Here is an 18,292-nt window from a genome sequence, read left to right as displayed (position 1 = left end):
CATACAGCTTATTCATAGTGAACCACCTGCCCCTATAAATAATAGTCATGACAAAAATATCCTTTTAGCTTCACACTAAAAGGATATTTTTCAGTTTATTTATTTAAATCAATTTCAAAACTAGTTTTAAAGAGCTGAATAGCTTCACCACTAATATAAACCTTGTCTTCTTTTAGCTCACAATAAAAAGTTCCTACCCTTTTAGATAGCTGCTTATCTAGGAACTGATTTTTCCCCAATATTTTAGCCCAATAAGGTACTAAAGTACAATGAGAAGAACCTGTTGCCGGATCTTCAAATACACCACACCCTGGTGCAAAATATCTGGATACAAAGTCTACTTCATTACCCTTTGCCGTTACTATGATACCAAAAACATCTAAACGATTAACAAGACCTACATCTGGTTTTAAGTTCGCAATCTCCTCCTCTGTTTCATAAACGACCATCACATCTCTTGATTCATAAAAAGCTATAGGATTACCACCTAAGGCTTTGATAATATCTGTTCTTGGAGTGATCGCCCTTCCCTCTCTTACTGGAAAACTTAAAGTAAAGCGTTCCTTATTCCTTGTGACAATAATCTCACCACTTTGTGACTTAAAAGTAATTTGTTTCTTTCCTTGTTCTACTTCATTAAATAAAACATACGCTGTTCCTAAAGTAGCATGTCCGCATAAGTCGATTTCTACCTCTGGCGTAAACCAACGAATCTGATAGCACTCACCTTCCTTATAACAAAATGCGGTCTCTGACAAATTATTTTCCATTGCTATTTTTTGCATTAATGCTTCCTTTAAGGGCTTTTCCGTCAGGCAAACTGCAACAGGATTTCCTTTAAAAAGCTCATTAGTAAAAGCATCTACTTGATACATGGTAATCTTCATACGAACACCTTTCTTTATCCTCATTTTGGTAATTATTTTATTTCTTATTAGGGAATCGGATTTTTGACTACATATACATAAGTGTAAAAACAAAATAAATAACTTCCCACGGCATAATTACCACAGCTTCAACTTGAGGAACTGACCGGGTCAGCCAAGTCTCAATCTATTGTTATAGGTACCTCTGGACTTAAGGAAAATGTTCACTTGTGCGCTGCAAGGAAGGCGCCATTTATAAGTTATTTTTAATGTTTTTATACCTCGCATTACCCAAAATAAAGTTTTAAACCAGAGTCTTAAGGTCTTATCTTCCTAGCATAGGGTGCACCGGCCAAGACTTTTAGGAGCTCCTCACTCATTGGTTTGGCTTTCATAGCTAGTCTTAGTAGGCACTACGCTATAGCGCATACGTGCTGAGGAGCCATTTTGCGCTTTGCCTAAGGTCTACTTAGCTAGTCACGAAAGTTCATTTCAAGAGTCTGGAATCCAAAATAGCTTTTCAAGTATTGATACTACTTGGAGAGCTATTTTTGTTGTCTTTAACTACTATCATAAAATGAAGTCATCATTCAGTTTTAAATTTCCATTCCTTCCCGTCTATCTTCTTCTCTTTCTAGCTTCCTCTGCACCTTACTAAGCATGCCGATTCTTTTAAGTGCTCCTAAGAAGATAAATGCCACTGTGCCTCCAATCAGTGTTCCTCCAATAAAAGAGGGAACATAAAACAACCAAGTCAGGCCTGTCCTACCCCAAATATAAGTCATAACCGGATAAGATACTATAGCCCCAATGATACCTGTTCCAACAACTTCTCCAATAACAGCTGCTAATACTTTACCTTTTGAAAGTTTATAAAAAACACCTGATAAAGTAGCCCCAAATACAGCTCCTGTTAAAGCTAAAGGTGGAATTCCCATAAAAAGCATACGAATGATTCCTATAAGTAAAGCACATAGAAAAGCATCTGCTGGCCCCAATAACACAGCACATACCACATTAATAAAGTGAGCCATTGGACACATACCCTCTACTCTTAAAATCGGTGAAATGACTACGCCAACAGCAATTAATATAGCAAGCATCACCATTCTTAATATAGCATTTTTTGTTTTCATTTTCTTACCTCTTTCTTTTGATTTATTTAAGTGCTAGAGACCTTATACCTTCTTTGGCTATTGTCCTAACTCTCTAAACCTCAAAAAAACAAGATAATCTTAGGTACAATTAAATAGCCTCTATGCAGCACTAGCTTCATTTGGTCGGTCGAAACTTAAAAGCTTCCTCTCACCTCGAAACACGAGTTCCCTAGCTATTTAATTGTCCTTCTGAAAACAAATGCAAGGTGCTCCCCTTCCATTTGCTAGTCTTCCTCATCTTTTCAGACCTATTTCCCTATATAAAAATTTAAAATGAATAATAAGTTATGCACTGATTATTTGTTTCTTCACTCTCAACACCTAATATTTCATTATTCATTCTTACTCTTCATGTAATTCCACTGTTTTACCTTCTAAGATGCGATTGGTTGTTCTAACAGCACACATTTTACCGCACATAGAACAACTGTGTTTTTCAGCTGGTGGCATACTTTCAAAGTAATCCCTAGCCTTATCTCCATCAAAAGCTACTTCGAACATTTCTTCCCAATCTAACTTTTGTCTTGCTTCTGCCATCTTGTTATCTAAATCTCTTGCATGTGGTAAGCCCTTAGCAATATCTGCTGCATGCGCTGCAATTTTACTTGCTATGATTCCTTCTTTAACATCACTTACATCCGGTAATCTTAGGTGTTCAGCTGGTGTCACATAACACAAGAAATCAGCACCACTAGCTGCTGCTATAGCACCACCGATGGCTGAAGTAATATGGTCATAACCGGGGAAGATATCTGTTACTAATGGTCCTAATACATAAAAAGGTGCATTATGACATAGACGTTTTTGTAGTTTCATATTGGCCTCTATTTCGTTCATTGCCATATGACCTGGGCCTTCTACCATAACCTGCACGTCTTTTGCCCATGCTCTCTTAGTTAGATAGCCAAGTTCAATAAGCTCTCCGATTTGTCCTGCATCTGAACTATCTTCTAGACATCCTGGCCTTAAGGCATCTCCAAGACTAATGGTAACATCATAACGTCTTAAAATTTCTAATACGTCATCATAATATTCATAAAATGGATTTTCATTTCCTGTCATCTCCATCCAAGCAAACAAGAGAGAACCACCTCTAGAAACAATATTCATCTTACGTCCTTCACGTTTAAAAGCTTCTACTGCACGTCTATTAATCCCTGCATGAATCGTCATAAAGTCAACACCCTCTTTGGCATGAGCTTCTACGACCTTTAAGAAATCCTGTGGTGTAATATGTACTAAATCTTTTTCCAAGTACCCAATAGCATCATACATAGGTACTGTACCAATCATAGCTGTAGACATCTCAATAAGTTGCTTACGAAAGGTATTTGTTTTCCCATAATTACTAAGATCCATAATAGCTTCCACACCAAACTTAAGTGCCACCTTCACCTTTTCAAATTCTACTTCATAGTTTTTGCAATCTCCTGATATCCCCAAATTGACATTGATCTTGGTTTTAAGACCCGTACCAATTCCCTCTGGAGAAAGAGATTTGTGATAAATGTTGCATGGGATAGCCACTTCACCTTTTGCTACTAAGGCCCTAAGCTTTTCTACTTCCATATACTCTTTTTTAGCTACAATCTCCATTTCCTTAGTGATTATACCTTTCTTTGCGGCTTCCATTTGTGTATGATATTTCATGTAATCTCTCCTTTTTAAAGGGAGTTTCTCTGTAACCTTACATATCCATTTGAAACTTTATTTATAGAGCTAATAGCCCTTTAACTAAAAAATACTTCACCTTCTTAGCTTAAAATAAAGACAGGATATGCTGGCTTCGGCATATCCTGTTACTTACACTTCTTTCGAAGTGCTATCCTCGAATATTTCCCTACGTCAGCATGATCTGAATCAGGTTATGGGTCGAAACTTTAGTTTCCTCTCAGCCTGTCGCACAGACTCCCCTTTTTCTTATTTTATGTATTATTTAAATATTAATTTCATACAAGCAAATCATATCAGAATATTTCTTCTAAATCAACCTTTATTTATTAAGATAAATATAATCTGAAAGCCTTACGCTCCCTAGACGTATACTCATTACTATAAGCGCTTCTTCAATAATGGTTTCTATACTTGTCAGGCGTTCTATTTCTAACACATCCACATATTCTAGCTGAATACGATAATAGCGCTTTATTTCTGTCTCTAAAAGTAATTTAAGCTTATAACTACTAATATTTCCTCTTTGATAAGCTAACTCTGCTTTTTTAAGCGTATGATAAAGAAGCGGTGCTAATCGCCTTTCTTCTGGCTCTAATAAAGTATTTCTACTTCCTATAATAAGTCCATCTGCTTCTCTCTCGGTAGGTAAGACTCTTATTTCACAAACATAGTGAAAATCACGTATAAGCTGACTAAGTAAGGCTTTTTTTTGAAAATCCTTTTCACTGATATAGTAACGCTGTGGTCTAATACAACTTAGTAGTAAATTTGCCGTAGTTAAAAAGCTTTGATAATACTTAGGATGTATTTGACCCTCAAGACGATTCATAAGTGGTGTATAGATACTTACATAAGTACTACTACCATTAGGATAAAGTCCTTCATAACTTGGACAAAAGAAAAAGTCTACTCCTGCTTTACTAGCTATTTCCTGATCTTCCTCCACCTGTCTAGGATAGAGCTTATAAGCTTCTTCAGAAGAAAACTCATGTGGATGCAAGAAACTACTTACTATAATATATTCATTTTCAGCTCTTGCTGCTTTTATCAAAGCTATATGCCCTTCATGTAAAGCACCCTTTGTCATAATAAGGCCTATAGACCTCCTACCTATGCGATCGAGCTTAGCTGTCATAGCTTCTAATGATGTCATAATATCCATGTTCCATCCTCCTTACCTCATAAGTATTCGCCCTCATTATAACACAACTCACCTATTAGTTTGTATTTCACTTCTATTACAAGTTTCTAAAAAGATTATTTATTGTTATAAACAATCTTTTTAATCGTTTCTACTGAAAGATTATATTCCTCTGCTAATACGTCAATAGCTATTTTACTAGCGAATTTTATACGAATTTCTTCATTTCGCTTATCATAAAAAGCTTTAGCACCTGAACCTTCTCCCCACTTTTTGCGAGCTTTGTATTTAGGTATATAAAGAGCCTCTCCTGAAGTATACTTTTGCACTTCTCTCAGAAGTTGATCAGGCAAAATATCAGCGGCATTTTTGTATTTCACTGCACATCGCCCTTTCTTAATTCATATGATTTAAAAATGCCTCTAAGGTATCATAAATTCGTATTTTTACTCCATGTGCTTTTATTTCAGATACAATATATGCTTCAATCTCATCTAACCTTTCTTTAAAAATGGATAGGTCATTTGGATTAAATACCCCTAGCAAATCCATTTCCTTAAGTCCAAAATCCTTTTGAATACAATCAAATTCACGCTGAAAATGATATCCCCAAGAAAAACTGTTAAATGGGTCATTTTGTTCACAATAATAGCCAATACGTCTAAAAGTATAACGCCCTTCTTCATACCATGCAGCCAAATCCTGAAACTCACACTCTTCTTCTTTTATTACTCTTGTATCTTTACTTGAAAAAAAGTCCCTTGTCATCTTGATGAGCTCATAACTTAGTGTTTTGATTACTTCTACTTGTTCAGCTTTAATCAACTGCTCATATAACCCTATGAAATGCACAGGTACTTGCTTAAAATCTTTTAATGTTGAAATGATATCTTGTGGGCCATTTTTCATATAAGTCCCATTGCTTGTTGCTATCGCTTCGACTAAATATTGGCTTATAAAACCTGCTCCCTTTCTCACATGGCATAAGGACTCCTCAAATGCCATAGTTTTATAAAGTTCCATGGCACTATTAATCTTTTCTAAAGCCTTATTAAAAGTAAAACTGTGGTCTGCTAAGTGGTCTTTTAATGCCTGTTGTAATTGAATAAAGCGTGCTTTGTCTTTCTCATTCCTGGCATATAAAATAATACCATCAGCAAGGCAAGTGGTTAAACTTTCATTTACTTCAGCGAGGCCTTCTACTCTTTCCCATGACATAGGAAATAAATCATAGCCAATTTCATTAATGATGAAGGTTTGTGCTAAAGAATAGCCTTTATCGGTAGCTGGAATGAAAAAGTTAAAAGCCACCTCTTCCCCATCTTCTGGTATACGCCATCCTTTATGACCTACTAATATACTGATATCTTCTGGGTACTTGGTTTCAATTTCATGAATCGCCCAATCTATTAATGGTCTAGATAAATATTTCATTTTCTTCCTCCCTGTTATTTATTAAATCAAATCAGTCGACTGCTTATATACTGATTATAAAGTCAGACTAATTTGTATTCCATCCCCAGTATTTTTCTAATTATTTTATACCTATTGGTAGTATTTTAATGAGGCCTACCTACCAAGTAAGAAAATGAAAATGCACCTCTCTATTGGCTAAGAAAGGTTTCTTATATAAAAGCACTAACTTTTCTAAAAAAGTTAGTGCTTTTATATGAGCCCCTATGTATCAACTATTATCATTTATTTATATTCTTCTAAAATCTCTTCTAAAATGATGCATGCATCTTTTACATAATCACTACACATATCATAATGGCTACCTGATTTATTTTCTAATAAATCACGACATACTGTACTTCCTTGTTTTTCTTTGAAGCGTTTTGCAAAATCTTTTACCATGGTAAAGGTCTTAAGTCTTGCTTCTCCATCTTCAGCTTTAGTTCTACCATATAAAAGGCTAATCACCATGTAGGCACCTGTTACAGCTCCACATTCACCTCTCATACCACCCATACCGCCACCAAAAGCTTGTGATACTTTAAGGGCCATTTCATAATCCATACCTAAATCTTTAGCATAAGCTGCAAATACAGCTTGTGAACAAGAAAAACCTTCTTTAAAAAGGGCTAATGCTTCATCTACCTTACTGTTCATGATCTATCTCCTTTATTTATGTATTTTATTTGCTTTCTATAATAGCCTAAGTATTTATAAAGCTATTATATACTAACTCTCTTTAGTTTTGAATCTTTAATTCCTATTGCAGTACACAGCATTTCCTCTATAGAGATATCAATTTTAAATTTTTTTATTTAAATTGATTGTTTAACCTACTCACTATATAATAATCTTAATATTCTACATATTTTTATCATTTATAAGGAGACTACTTATGAAAACTAAAGCTCAAAATGAATTTCTAAAGCAACGTCGCCAATATGAAAAACAACTTAAAGAAAAAGCAAAAAATGATGAACTTTCTTTACTTGAAAAATTAGAGTGGTAACAAATGTCACGAAATAACTATAGGGAGAAACTCTTTAGGGATTCTAAAATTGATATTCCTTCCTTAGTTATTTGGAGATTTTGGCCACATATTTTTATTGTACTTACTATTATTGTAGGAATTATTGGTCGTTGGATTTCCGGACTTATTAGTCCTGCTTCTGATTCAACAAAATACCCTGATTATAGCTATGAGGTTATTCAAGAAGGCAGAAGTACTTATGTGGTTAATTCTAGCTACAATAAGGTTTATCATGCCATCTTAGAAATTTCTGATTCAGGAAATTACCTTTATGATACCTATAATGAAGCCCAATCTACTTATGAAACAACTGATTCTTTTGATATTGATACCCTCTATGAGATTGAAACCTTTTACTATGAACCCTATGACTTTCTCAGAGATAGTCTCTTTAGTGATTTAGATGAGCTACATCAAAACATCTTAAAACTTGCTAAAACTGAATATAGCGATATCCCCTTAGACTCTGCTGATTTAAAAACACTAAAAGCCGCTATCGAGACTTCCAAGACTAACTTTGATGAAGAAATCACCCTTGCCATGGCTGATTTAATGAAAACTACTTTGAACGAAACAAAATAGGATATAGGTTATGGAGTTTATTTTTCCATAGCCTATATCCTATTTTACTCTTTAAATGAGCCTATTACTTAACCTAATAAAATCTTATCAATTGCTTGAAGTTCCTCTGCTGTAAAGTCTAATTTTTGAATAGCCCCTACATTTTCTTTAATCTGAGAAAGCTTGCTAGCTCCTATAATAACAGAAGTCACATGACCTCTAAGTGTCCATGCTAAAGCCATCTGAGATAAACTTTGACCACGGCTTTCTGCTAAGTCATTAAGTGCTTTTGTTTTCTTTAAAAGCTCATCTGTAATCCCCTCTTTATTTAAGAAAGGACTTGTTCCTGCTGCTCTTGAATCCGCTGGAATACCATTAAAATATTTATTAGTTAAACGGCCTTGTGCTAAAGGTGAAAATGCAATAGCACCCACTTGCTCTTGTTCTAACACATCTATAACCTTTTCATTATGACGTTCTAACATATTATAGAACATCTGATGAATCAGGCACCTTACCCCTGCCTCTTTCATAAGTTTAATCATTGTTCTAGTATCTTCTGCATTGTAATTAGAAATCCCTACATATAAGGCTTTCCCTTGATCTAAAATACTTTTTAATGCTTCTACTGTTTCTTCCATTGGTGTTTCTGGATCTCTTCTATGATGATAGAAAATATCTACATAATCTAAGTTCATTCGTTTTAAGCTTTGATCTAAAGAAGAAATTAAATATTTCTTTGAACCACCATCTCCATATGGTCCTTCCCACATACCATAGCCTGCTTTAGTAGAAATCACAAGTTCATCTCTGTATGGCTTAAGGTCTGTACGCATCACCTCTCCAAAGTTGCTTTCTGCCGAGCCTGCACTTGGACCATAATTATTTGCTAGATCAAAATGCGTAATACCCATATCAAAAGCTCCAAAAAGCATTTCCTTTACATTGGCTAAACTATTTTCATCTCCAAAATTATGCCATAACCCTAAAGTAATAGCCGGAAGTAACAAGCCACTTTTCCCACAACGATTATATTTCATTTCTTGGTATCTATTTTTATCTGCTACATAACTCATAAAATGCCTCCTTATATGTACTCCTTATTTATTACTCTTTTATGATAACATAATTTTTGAACTACATATTAAATATAGCAAAATATAATAAAAACCACATGAATTTTATAAGAATCTACAAGATTAATTCCACTATCTTTAAACACATCTATACACATACTTCTCCCATCTCTTTCGATCTCATACGCATCTAAGAAAATAGGTTTAAAATATTACTTTGTATCATTTTACGTCACTTTTTTATACATCTTGGTCATTTTTTTGCATTCTCATTGTGTTTTTATTATTTAAATTAGATAATAAAAGTGTAAATTTTTTGTCCTTATTGGTCATTATTTTGTGCTTGTTATTATTAGTTAATGAAAGGAGGATTTATTTACTGTTAAGCGCAAAAAATTTATCTATATTAATAAGGGGGTTAGTTATAATGATTCATTCCAAAAAAGCAGTTCTTAAGTTTTTACTTTCTATTCTTATCTCACTTACTATGATTTTTCCTAACTTATTTGCAGCCAGCTTATCTACTTCATTGATTGGTAACGTTCCCATTACTTCTACTGATGATGATCCCTATTTTACTTGGGATAATGCTACTGTTTATTTTACCATGACAGACCGTTTCTATAATGGTAATACCTCTAATGATACTAGCTATGGGCGTGCCAAAGTAGATGCTACTGGTAAAAATATCGGTACTTTTCATGGTGGAGATGTTGCAGGACTTACTAAGAAACTAAAAGAAGGCTACTTCAAAAATCTAGGTGTTAATGCTATTTGGATGACTGCACCTTATGAGCAAATGCATGGCTACGTCGGTGGTGGTAACAGTGGTGACTTTGCACACTATGCTTATCATGGGTACTATGCACTTGACTATACCATGATGGATAAAAATATGGGAACAGTTGCTGAAATGAGAGAATTCGTTGATGAAGCGCACTCACAAGGTATTCGTGTTATCTTAGACATTGTTATGAATCACCCTGGTTATCTAAGCATGAAAGATATGACAGAGTATGATATTATGCCAACCAATCATAGTAAATCTGAGCTACTTAATTGGTCACCTAGTAATGGGCAAACTTGGCATAGCTATCATGACCTATTCCTTGATTACACTGGACACAATGACGCCTGGGCAAAATGGTGGAGTTCTGGTTGGATTCGTGCTGGTGTAGCTGGCTATACTGCTGGAGATAATTCAGAGCTTCGTATGAACCTGGCAGGTTTACCAGACTTTAAAACAGAAGTAACTAGCAATCAAGGTTTAGCACCTCTTTTAAAAACAAAATGGTCACAAGAAACTTCTGGTTATGATAACTGGATTGTTCCTGCTGCTAAAAGCTTAAGAACTGATTTAGGCGTTGCTCCTACTGAGTATAATATTAAATGGTTAGCTGCTTGGGTGCGTGAATTTGGTATTGATGGATTCAGAGTTGATACAGCAAAACACGTAGAACCATTCCGCTGGGGACAATTAAAGGATGCTTGTAATACAGCACTTAAAGAGTGGCGTGTTGCTAATCCAACTAAAGCTGGTGCTAATTGGGATGATGATTTCTGGATGACTGGTGAAGTATATAATACTGGTGTAGAATATAAAGCTGAATACTTCGAAACCGGTAAATTTGATTCACTTATTAACTTCTTCTTCCCTAAAGATGGCAATCTAAATACTATTAATAATACTTATCAAGATATTGCAAGTAAAGTTAATACAAAGGATAATTGGAATGTCCTTAGTTATATTTCATCTCATGACGAAGGCTTAACTAGGGCTAATATGACTAATTTAGGTACAGCTTTACTTTTATCTCCTGGAGGTGTTCAAATCTTTTATGGTGATGAAACCAATAGACCTGGCAGCGAAACGTGCTCTGATAAGGATCAACCAAGTCGTTCTGACATGAACTGGTCAAGTGTGAATCAATCAACACTTAATCACTGGCAAATCATTGGTACCTTTAGAAAGAACCACCCTTCTATAGGCGCTGGTACTCATACTGTTATTAGTTCTTCTCCTTATGTATTTAGTCGCACCTATAATAAAGAAGGTATCTCTGATAAAGTCGTTGTAGCATTAAATGCAACAGGTAGTACAACAATTAATGTATCTTCTATCTTTAAAGATGGTACACCAGTAAAAGATGCTTATACCGGCGCAAAAGCAACTGTAGCTAATGGCTCTGTTACCTTTACTGCTGGCTCAGCAGGTGTTATCTTGATTGAACAAAATGGTGAAGAACCACTTACACCAGTTGTTACATTAACTCCTGGAAACGTTGCCGATACAACTAAATATTATACGGATACTTTAGATGTAAAGGTAGCTTTACAAAATGTCACTGAAGCTACTTGCATGATTAATGGTAATGAAGCTTATACTGTTAAGAATGGGGATATCATTACTATTGGTAAGGGGGAAGCCCTAGAGACAACAACTAAAATTACTGTTTCAGCTATTAATACACTAGGTACTTACTCACAAACTTATTCTTATTTAAAAACTGAACGTAAACCAGTCACGGTTCATTTTTATAAGCCTGCTGATTGGTCTACCCCATCCCTCTACTATTATAATGATGTACTTTCATTAACTGGACCTAAATGGCCTGGTGTTACTATGAATAGCGAAGGAGATAACTGGTATAGTTATACACTTCCAGCCGAATACGAAACAGCTCAGGTTATATTTAATACGAATAATGGTACTACACAAATTCCAGATAAAGAAAAACCTGGTTTTGTCGTAGAAGGCGAAATGTGGTATAAAGAGGGTGTCTGGACCTCAACTAATCCGGATGGCAAGCCTTCTGTTACGTTAACGCCTGGAAACAGTAGTACAACTACAACTTATACAAGTAGTACACTTTCCATTAAAGTAATACTTAAAAATGTAATAAGTGCTACCTGCCAAATCGATAATGGTGAAGCTTTTTCAGTAGCTTCTGGTGAAAGCTTCGAAATAGGTAAAGATGTAGCTACTGGTACAATAACTTCTATTAAAGTAAAAGCAGAAAATGAGCAAGGTTTATTTAATGGAACATTTACGTATAAAAAAGAAACGGTGCTCCCACCAACAGACATTACTGTTCATTTCTATAAACCTTCTAGCTGGGGTATACCAAATCTTTACTATTATGAAACAGAAAGCAAAACTGGACCTAAATGGCCTGGTGAAGCTATGATCAATGAAGGAGATGGTTGGTACAGCTATACAATCAAAGACTGGACGACTGCTTACGTTTTATTTAATAGCAACGGTCAACAAATCCCCGATGCTAATGAGCCTGGTATAGAAGTTTCAAAAGAAATTTGGTACAAAGATGGTATGCTTTATACTTCAAAACCTGAAGAAAAGGTTATAACTGTTCATTTCTATAATCCTTCTGGTTGGGGCATACCAAACCTTTATTACTATGAAACAGAAAGCAAAACTGGTCCTAAATGGCCTGGTGAGGCTATGACTGCTGAAGGGAATAATTGGTACACCTATACTATACCAAGTGAAATTGCCGTGAAAGTACTGTTTAACAGTAATAATCAACAAATTCCTACTGCTAATCAACCTGGTTTCGAGGCAAATGGTGAAATGTGGTATAAAGACGGCACTTGGACTTCTAGTAAGCCTAATTAATCATCTAGAGACTTTTTACTTCAATCTAAAAGGCTATTTAAGGGACAGCTTCCTATCCCTTAAATAGCCTTTATTAGTCTGTTTATTCTTCTATTACTTCTTCTTGTTTTTCTACAATGACAAGTGCTAACTCATCTAATTGTTTTTGGTCTACTACATCTGGTGCATTTGTCATTAAACAACTTGCATCTTTTACTTTAGGGAAGGCAATAACATCACGGATGCTATCAGCCTTACACATAAGCATAATCATACGGTCAAGACCAAATGCAAGTCCGCCGTGTGGTGGCACACCATATTTGAAAGCATTTAATAAGAAGCCAAAGCGTTCTTCTGCTTGTTCGTCTGTGAAGCCTAAAAGGTTAAACATTCTTTTTTGAACGTCATTTTGGTAAATACGGATACTTCCACCACCAAGTTCACAACCATTTAATGCAAGGTCATAAGCTTTTGCTCTTACAGCCCCAGGATTTGTTTCCATCATCTCTAAGTCTTCATCCATTGGCATAGTGAATGGGTGGTGCATTGCTACGAATCTGCCTGCTTCTTCATCATACTCAAGAAGTGGGAATTCTGTAATCCATACGAATCTAAATTCATCTTGATTGATAAGGTCAAGTCTTCTAGCTACTTCAAGTCTTAAAGCCCCAAGTGCAGCAAAAACTACTGATGGTTTGTCAGCTACAATTAAGATTAAGTCATCCTTATCAACGCTCATTTTTTCTTTAATTGCAGCAAGTGTCTTCTCACTTAAGAATTTAGCAAATGAAGATTTTTCTTCTCCATCTGTTTTTATTTGATGCCAAGCTACACCTTTTGCACCAAAGTCTTGTCCATATTTAACTAAAGCATCAATTTGTTTACGGCCTAAGTCTCCCATACCTTTTGCATTGATAGCTCTTACTGTCCCACCATTTGCAATAGCATTTTCAAATACAGCAAAACCACAGCCTTTTACTACTTCTGTAAGGTCCTGAAGTTCTACTCCAAAACGAAGATCTGGTTTATCGGACCCAAAACGATCCATAGCTTCCTTATAAGTCATTTTTTGAATTGGAAGTTGTACATCCACATCTAAAGCTTCTTTAAATACAGTTTGAATTAATCTTTCATTAACAGCCATAACATCCTCTGGCTCTACGAAAGAAAGTTCCATATCGATTTGTGTAAACTCTGGTTGTCTGTCTGCACGCAGGTCTTCATCACGGAAGCATTTCGCAATTTGGAAGTAACGGTCAAAACCAGATACCATTAATAACTGTTTAAATAACTGTGGTGATTGAGGTAACGCATAGAAGTTACCTGGGTGTACACGTGATGGTACTAAATAATCACGAGCACCTTCTGGTGTTGATTTTTGCATAATTGGTGTTTCAATTTCAAGGAAACCTTCTGTTTCAAGGAAACGTCTTACACTTTGTGTTACCTTACTACGAAGAATAAGATTTTTTTGCATATCTGGTCTTCTAAGGTCAAGGTAACGATATTTTAAACGAAGTTCTTCTTTTGTATCAATGTCTTCTAGGATTTCAAAAGGTGTTGTTTCTGCTTCTGAAAGAATACGAAGTTCTTTAACATCTATTTCGATATCACCCGTTTGCATTGACTTATTAGCATCAGCACCACGAGATACTACTATCCCACGAGCTGCAATTACATATTCACTTCTAAGTGTTTCAGCTTTTTCAAAAAGCTCTTTCTCTGTATTTTCATTAAAAGATAATTGTAAAAGGCCTGAACGATCACGAAGTGTGATAAATAAAATTTGACCTAAATTTCTTCTTCTTTGTACCCATCCCATGACAATAACTTCTTGGCCTACATTAGCAGCACTAAGTTCTGTACAACGATGAGTTCTTTTTAAACCATGCATTGATTCTGACATATTCTAATCCTCCTATGTTATTGGTAAAAATAAACAATTAATAATGAAGCATTAATAATTGTTTATTAAAATGACTTTCAATAATTGTTCTTTATTCTTCATTCTCATTCTTCACTATTATTTCTTGATGATATTGCTAAACATTTGAACGAATTGGCTCATTGGTACTGTTACACTATCCCCTGATTCCATTTCTTTAAGCTGAATTTCGCCATTTTCAAGCTCACTTTCTCCAATGATAGCTGAGTAGCGCGCATTAATTTTGTTAGCAAACTTCATTTGAGCTTTGATGCTTCTTTGAAGATGGTCACTTTCTGCACTAATACCTTCTTGACGAAGTGCATTAACGAGTTTGAACGCTTCCATCATGGCTTCATCACCGCGATAACCAATAAAAAGATCACGCATTGCTGGCGCTAATGGTGCATTATTTTCTGCATCTCTTACAATAATAAGACGCTCCATCCCTGCTCCAAAGCCTACCGCAGGTACGTGTTTACCACCTATTTCATCTACTAAACGGTCATAACGGCCACCACCACATACCGTACCTTGTGCTCCGATATCATTAGAGATAAATTCAAATACAGTTTTAGTATAGTAGTCAAGGCCACGAACAATACCCGGGTCTACTACAAATGGAATTTCCATAGCAGTTAAAAGCTTTTGAAGGGTTTCAAAGTGTGCACGGCACTCTTCACCTAAGTTTTCAAGTACAGTTGGTGCACCTTTTAAGTGCTCTTGACACTGTGGATTTTTACAATCTAGTACACGAAGTGGATTTTTATCCATTCTTTCCTGGCAAAGCTCACAAAGGTGTTCTTTCTTTGTGTTTAAGAAAGCTTTTAAACTCTCGTTATATTTCTTTCTACATTCTGGGCCACCAAGAGAGTTAATATGAAGCTCTACTTTATTAATGCCTAAACGTTTTAGTAATGTATGACCAATAGCAATAACCTCTGCATCTGCTGTTGGCGAGTCTGTACCAAACATTTCTACTCCAAATTGGTGGAACTGTCTTTGACGACCTGCTTGTGGTCTTTCATAACGGAAAGTTGGAGAAATATAATAAAGCTTTGTAGGTTGTGTATCAGCAAACATACTATGCTCTAAGAAAGCACGTACAACTGCTGCTGTACTTTCTGGTTTAAGGGTAATACGGTTTTCTCCTTTGTCAACGAAGGAATACATTTCCTTATTAACAATATCTGTTGTTTCACCTACTCCTCTTGCAAAAAGGTCTGTAAACTCAAACATTGGTGTTCTAATTTGGTTAAAGCCAAAATCATCACATAAATTTCTAATGATTTGTTCTACATCCAACCATTTTCTCATTTCTTCTCCGTAAATATCTTTTGTTCCTTTAAGGGCACGAAGTTCCATAAGTTACTCCTTTCTGTTTTCACATCTTAAATAGTATTTACTATAATTATTTACATAAGCGGCTATTTTTTAACACATATTTATTATACACCTTCAGAAAATTTTTCCTTTTTAGGGCAATAAAAAACGCCCCTGACATAATTGTCAGGGACGATATAACCGTGTTGCCACCCTGTTTCAAAGACCTTAAGTCTTTGCTCTTCTTTAGCCGATAACGGGGCTTAAACGTTACTCCCTACTACTATTTCAAGAGTTCTCTCCGAGATGTCTTCTAATCTCATGTAAGCTCTCAGCTAAATGCTTACTCTCTGGAGTTAAGATTATACTTCTTCTCATCATAGATGTATTTGTATTATCTTATATTTTATCAAAGTTTCCCTTTTAGTCAAGCCTTAAAATTCATAGCTTATTTAAATACTAAACGGTCAACGGCATCTACTAATTCATGGATAGATGGTTTACTAATTTGTGCATCTGCCCCTACTGCTTCTCCCTTATGATAAAGCTCATCTGAAATAAGAGAAGAGAAAATAATAACAGGTAATTCGCATAATATATTATCTTCTTTAATTCTACGAGTTACTGTATGCCCATCTAGAATTGGCATTTCTATATCTGTAATTAAGAGATCCACCTCTTTTTTAAATCCAGCACCTTGTTCTTGCTTAAGTTTACTTAATGCATCTAGTACTTCTTGGCCATTATCAAAGCTATGAATATTCGTATATCCTGCAGATTCTAGTACAGATTGTAATAAAGTTCTTATGGTTTTTGAATCATCTGCCATATAAATTTTTTTGCTAGCTCTTTCTGATTTTTTAACAATTTCCTTTTGACCCCTTATATATGGGTTTTCTTCTTTAGAAATATCAGTAATAATCTTTTCAAAGTCTAACATTAATAAAATGCCTTCTTCAGTTAAAATATTTCCTACAGATAATGAACCTCTTAATAATTGATCAGGCTTTGTAATATCTGACCACTTCACACGACGAATACCTTCTATGCTATCTACAGCGAACATTACTTGTTTTCTATTAAACTCACATACAAGCGCCATTTTTTTATTTGTAACTTCAGTTGGTTTTTTATCTAATATGTAACTTAAATCAATAACAGTCATTACTTTATCTCTTACATTAGTAATACCTAAGATATTTTGACTGCTATCAGTTGAAGGCCTTACATCATTTAATTGTATAATCTCTCTTGCTTTAAGTACATTAATACAGTAGCGATTATTATTAACTAAAAAAACAATAACTTCTAATTCTCCAGTTCCTACATCTAATAAAACTGATTCTTTCATGGTTTCACTTCCTCATCCTTTAATCATAACTATAACCTAGTTGTTTTTACCTTCATCAAAACAGCATTATTCATCTATTCTTTATAATTTAAATTATACTTTAATTAATTGTTTATTTCAATTAATCTTCTGCAATTCTTGTCAATTTATTCTATAAAAAGCATTGAGCTCCCCTCACACAAAAGCCTCTATCACTTATTGATGTTAGAAATACAACAAAATTATAATCATTTTTAAATAATAAAAAAACATATCAAACACTTTATAAGGTGCTTGATATGTTTTTCATTATTCCTATCAACTAAAAAACCTTTTATATTAGTAAGAACCATCATCTGTTACTTTTTGCCCTGTAACAATAGCAATGCTTTTGCTTACGCCCAGTCTTGTAGCGCCAGCTTCAATCATAGCGTTTGCAGTCTCTGCATCACTAATACCACCTGAAGCTTTTACTTGTATTTGATTACCTGCTGTTTGTTTCATTAATTTAACATCTTCTAAAGTGGCACCGCCTGTTCCAAAACCAGTTGAGGTCTTAACGAAATCAGCCCCAGCTGCCATAACAATTTCTGTTGCTTTTATAATTTCTTCTTTTGTTAAATAACAAGTTTCAATAATAACCTTCACAATTGTCTTTGGATCTGCTGCTTTAGCTGCTTTTACAACCTCTTCAATATCAAATTGAACATAGTCATATTTTTCATCCTTAAGGGCTCCTATATTAATAACCGTATCAATATCGCTTGCTCCATTTACAACTGCTTCTTTTGCTTGAAACGCTTTAGTAGCCGCTGTTTCATTACCAAGAGGGAAGCCTACTACTGTTGTAATACCTATGTCTGTTCCTTCTAACAAATCTGCTGCTATAGGTACATAACAAGTAGGCACACATACTGTCTTAAATTGATAAGCTATGGCTTCTTCGCAAATAGCTTTAATTTCAGCTTCTGTGGCAGTTGCTCTTAAAAGAGTGTGGTCAATTGTTTGTGAAATGTTCATTATTTTAGTCCTTCTTTCTTATAAGTAAAACCTTATTTTAAGCTTATCTTATCATATTTTGCTTTACTCTGACAACTATTCCCATTAGGATAATATTTACTTTTTGGAAATCACACTAT

At 34.9% G+C, this 18,292-nt stretch carries 14 protein-coding genes, 1 riboswitch and 1 other annotated feature; of the genes, 2 read left to right on the top strand and 12 right to left on the bottom strand.

Features of this window, described 5'->3' with window-relative positions; genetic code table 11:
• Positions 1–95: 95 nt before the first annotated feature.
• The 7 genes from CLOLE_RS06025 to CLOLE_RS05995 all read right to left on the bottom strand — a co-directional run bounded on the left by CLOLE_RS06025 (position 96) and on the right by CLOLE_RS05995 (position 6,950).
• Positions 96–911, bottom strand: coding sequence for a PhzF family phenazine biosynthesis protein (locus CLOLE_RS06025; protein ID WP_242825773.1), 816 nt, complete (start codon positions 909–911; stop codon positions 96–98).
• Between the two features lie 551 nt (positions 912–1,462).
• Positions 1,463–2,002 (bottom strand): energy coupling factor transporter S component ThiW, encoded by a 540-nt coding sequence (gene thiW / locus CLOLE_RS06020; protein ID WP_013656187.1) that lies wholly within the window; start codon positions 2,000–2,002, stop codon positions 1,463–1,465.
• A gap of 363 nt (positions 2,003–2,365) precedes the next feature.
• On the bottom strand, positions 2,366–3,673 hold the full coding sequence (gene thiC, locus CLOLE_RS06015; protein WP_013656186.1) for a phosphomethylpyrimidine synthase ThiC: 1,308 nt from the start codon (positions 3,671–3,673) through the stop codon (positions 2,366–2,368).
• A 168-nt stretch (positions 3,674–3,841) separates the two neighbouring features.
• A riboswitch (TPP riboswitch) is annotated at positions 3,842–3,948 on the bottom strand.
• 68 nt (positions 3,949–4,016) lie between these two features.
• On the bottom strand, positions 4,017–4,859 hold the full coding sequence (locus CLOLE_RS06010; RefSeq protein ID WP_013656185.1) for a 4-phosphopantoate--beta-alanine ligase: 843 nt from the start codon (positions 4,857–4,859) through the stop codon (positions 4,017–4,019).
• A gap of 95 nt (positions 4,860–4,954) precedes the next feature.
• Positions 4,955–5,218, bottom strand: a complete 264-nt coding sequence (locus CLOLE_RS06005; protein WP_013656184.1) for a CD3324 family protein — start codon at positions 5,216–5,218, stop codon at positions 4,955–4,957.
• Positions 5,219–5,234: 16 nt separating this feature from the next.
• Positions 5,235–6,272, bottom strand: a complete 1,038-nt coding sequence (locus tag CLOLE_RS06000) for a hypothetical protein (protein WP_013656183.1) — start codon at positions 6,270–6,272, stop codon at positions 5,235–5,237.
• A 264-nt stretch (positions 6,273–6,536) separates the two neighbouring features.
• A complete protein-coding gene (locus CLOLE_RS05995; RefSeq protein WP_013656182.1) occupies positions 6,537–6,950 on the bottom strand; it encodes a C-GCAxxG-C-C family protein in 414 nt (137 codons plus the stop codon).
• Between the two features lie 355 nt (positions 6,951–7,305).
• Here CLOLE_RS05995 and CLOLE_RS05990 point away from each other — a divergent pair, with 355 nt between their 5' ends.
• Positions 7,306–7,905 carry a hypothetical protein gene (locus CLOLE_RS05990; protein WP_013656180.1) on the top strand — a complete coding sequence of 200 codons (600 nt, stop codon included), beginning with the start codon at positions 7,306–7,308 and terminating at the stop codon, positions 7,903–7,905.
• A 68-nt stretch (positions 7,906–7,973) separates the two neighbouring features.
• Here CLOLE_RS05990 and CLOLE_RS05985 read toward each other — a convergent pair whose 3' ends face one another.
• The gene (locus tag CLOLE_RS05985) at positions 7,974–8,960 is read right to left on the bottom strand and encodes an aldo/keto reductase (protein ID WP_013656179.1); all 987 of its coding nucleotides are present in this window, start codon (positions 8,958–8,960) and stop codon (positions 7,974–7,976) included.
• 427 nt (positions 8,961–9,387) lie between these two features.
• On the opposite strand from CLOLE_RS05985, the gene CLOLE_RS22375 reads away from it, so the two are divergent.
• Positions 9,388–12,597, top strand: coding sequence for a starch-binding protein (locus tag CLOLE_RS22375; RefSeq protein ID WP_013656178.1), 3,210 nt, complete (start codon positions 9,388–9,390; stop codon positions 12,595–12,597).
• Between the two features lie 82 nt (positions 12,598–12,679).
• On the opposite strand, the gene aspS is transcribed toward CLOLE_RS22375, so the two are convergent.
• From aspS to deoC, 4 genes are all read right to left on the bottom strand, one after another.
• A complete protein-coding gene (gene aspS / locus CLOLE_RS05975; protein WP_013656177.1) occupies positions 12,680–14,482 on the bottom strand; it encodes an aspartate--tRNA ligase in 1,803 nt (600 codons plus the stop codon).
• 117 nt (positions 14,483–14,599) lie between these two features.
• Positions 14,600–15,865 (bottom strand): histidine--tRNA ligase, encoded by a 1,266-nt coding sequence (gene hisS / locus CLOLE_RS05970; protein ID WP_013656176.1) that lies wholly within the window; start codon positions 15,863–15,865, stop codon positions 14,600–14,602.
• 143 nt (positions 15,866–16,008) lie between these two features.
• Positions 16,009–16,213 (bottom strand) — a binding site (T-box leader).
• Between the two features lie 58 nt (positions 16,214–16,271).
• On the bottom strand, positions 16,272–17,174 hold the full coding sequence (locus CLOLE_RS05965; protein WP_013656175.1) for a chemotaxis protein: 903 nt from the start codon (positions 17,172–17,174) through the stop codon (positions 16,272–16,274).
• Positions 17,175–17,492: 318 nt separating this feature from the next.
• Positions 17,493–18,173: a deoxyribose-phosphate aldolase gene (gene deoC, locus CLOLE_RS05960; protein ID WP_013656174.1), complete on the bottom strand. Its 681-nt coding sequence runs from the start codon at positions 18,171–18,173 to the stop codon at positions 17,493–17,495.
• Between the last annotated feature and the right edge of the window lie 119 nt (positions 18,174–18,292).

This window comes from Cellulosilyticum lentocellum DSM 5427, from assembly GCF_000178835.2.
GTDB classification, from domain to species: Bacteria; Bacillota; Clostridia; order Lachnospirales; family Cellulosilyticaceae; genus Cellulosilyticum; species Cellulosilyticum lentocellum.
The sequence above is the reverse complement of the archived record's forward strand: the minus strand, read 5'-3'. Positions and strand labels throughout refer to the sequence as shown.

Excerpts from the sequence above, each read along its gene's own strand:
- CLOLE_RS06025 (WP_242825773.1), bottom strand. The coding sequence starts at position 911 with ATGAGGATAAAGAAAGGTGTTCGTATGAAGATTACCATGTATCAAGTA.
- thiW (WP_013656187.1), bottom strand. The coding sequence starts at position 2,002 with ATGAAAACAAAAAATGCTATATTAAGAATGGTGATGCTTGCTATATTA.
- thiC (WP_013656186.1), bottom strand. The coding sequence starts at position 3,673 with ATGAAATATCATACACAAATGGAAGCCGCAAAGAAAGGTATAATCACT.
- CLOLE_RS06010 (WP_013656185.1), bottom strand. The coding sequence starts at position 4,859 with ATGGATATTATGACATCATTAGAAGCTATGACAGCTAAGCTCGATCGC.
- CLOLE_RS06000 (WP_013656183.1), bottom strand. The coding sequence starts at position 6,272 with ATGAAATATTTATCTAGACCATTAATAGATTGGGCGATTCATGAAATT.
- CLOLE_RS05995 (WP_013656182.1), bottom strand. The coding sequence starts at position 6,950 with ATGAACAGTAAGGTAGATGAAGCATTAGCCCTTTTTAAAGAAGGTTTT.
- CLOLE_RS05990 (WP_013656180.1), top strand. The coding sequence starts at position 7,306 with ATGTCACGAAATAACTATAGGGAGAAACTCTTTAGGGATTCTAAAATT.
- CLOLE_RS05985 (WP_013656179.1), bottom strand. The coding sequence starts at position 8,960 with ATGAGTTATGTAGCAGATAAAAATAGATACCAAGAAATGAAATATAAT.
- CLOLE_RS22375 (WP_013656178.1), top strand. The coding sequence starts at position 9,388 with ATGATTCATTCCAAAAAAGCAGTTCTTAAGTTTTTACTTTCTATTCTT.
- aspS (WP_013656177.1), bottom strand. The coding sequence starts at position 14,482 with ATGTCAGAATCAATGCATGGTTTAAAAAGAACTCATCGTTGTACAGAA.
- hisS (WP_013656176.1), bottom strand. The coding sequence starts at position 15,865 with ATGGAACTTCGTGCCCTTAAAGGAACAAAAGATATTTACGGAGAAGAA.
- CLOLE_RS05965 (WP_013656175.1), bottom strand. The coding sequence starts at position 17,174 with ATGAAAGAATCAGTTTTATTAGATGTAGGAACTGGAGAATTAGAAGTT.
- deoC (WP_013656174.1), bottom strand. The coding sequence starts at position 18,173 with ATGAACATTTCACAAACAATTGACCACACTCTTTTAAGAGCAACTGCC.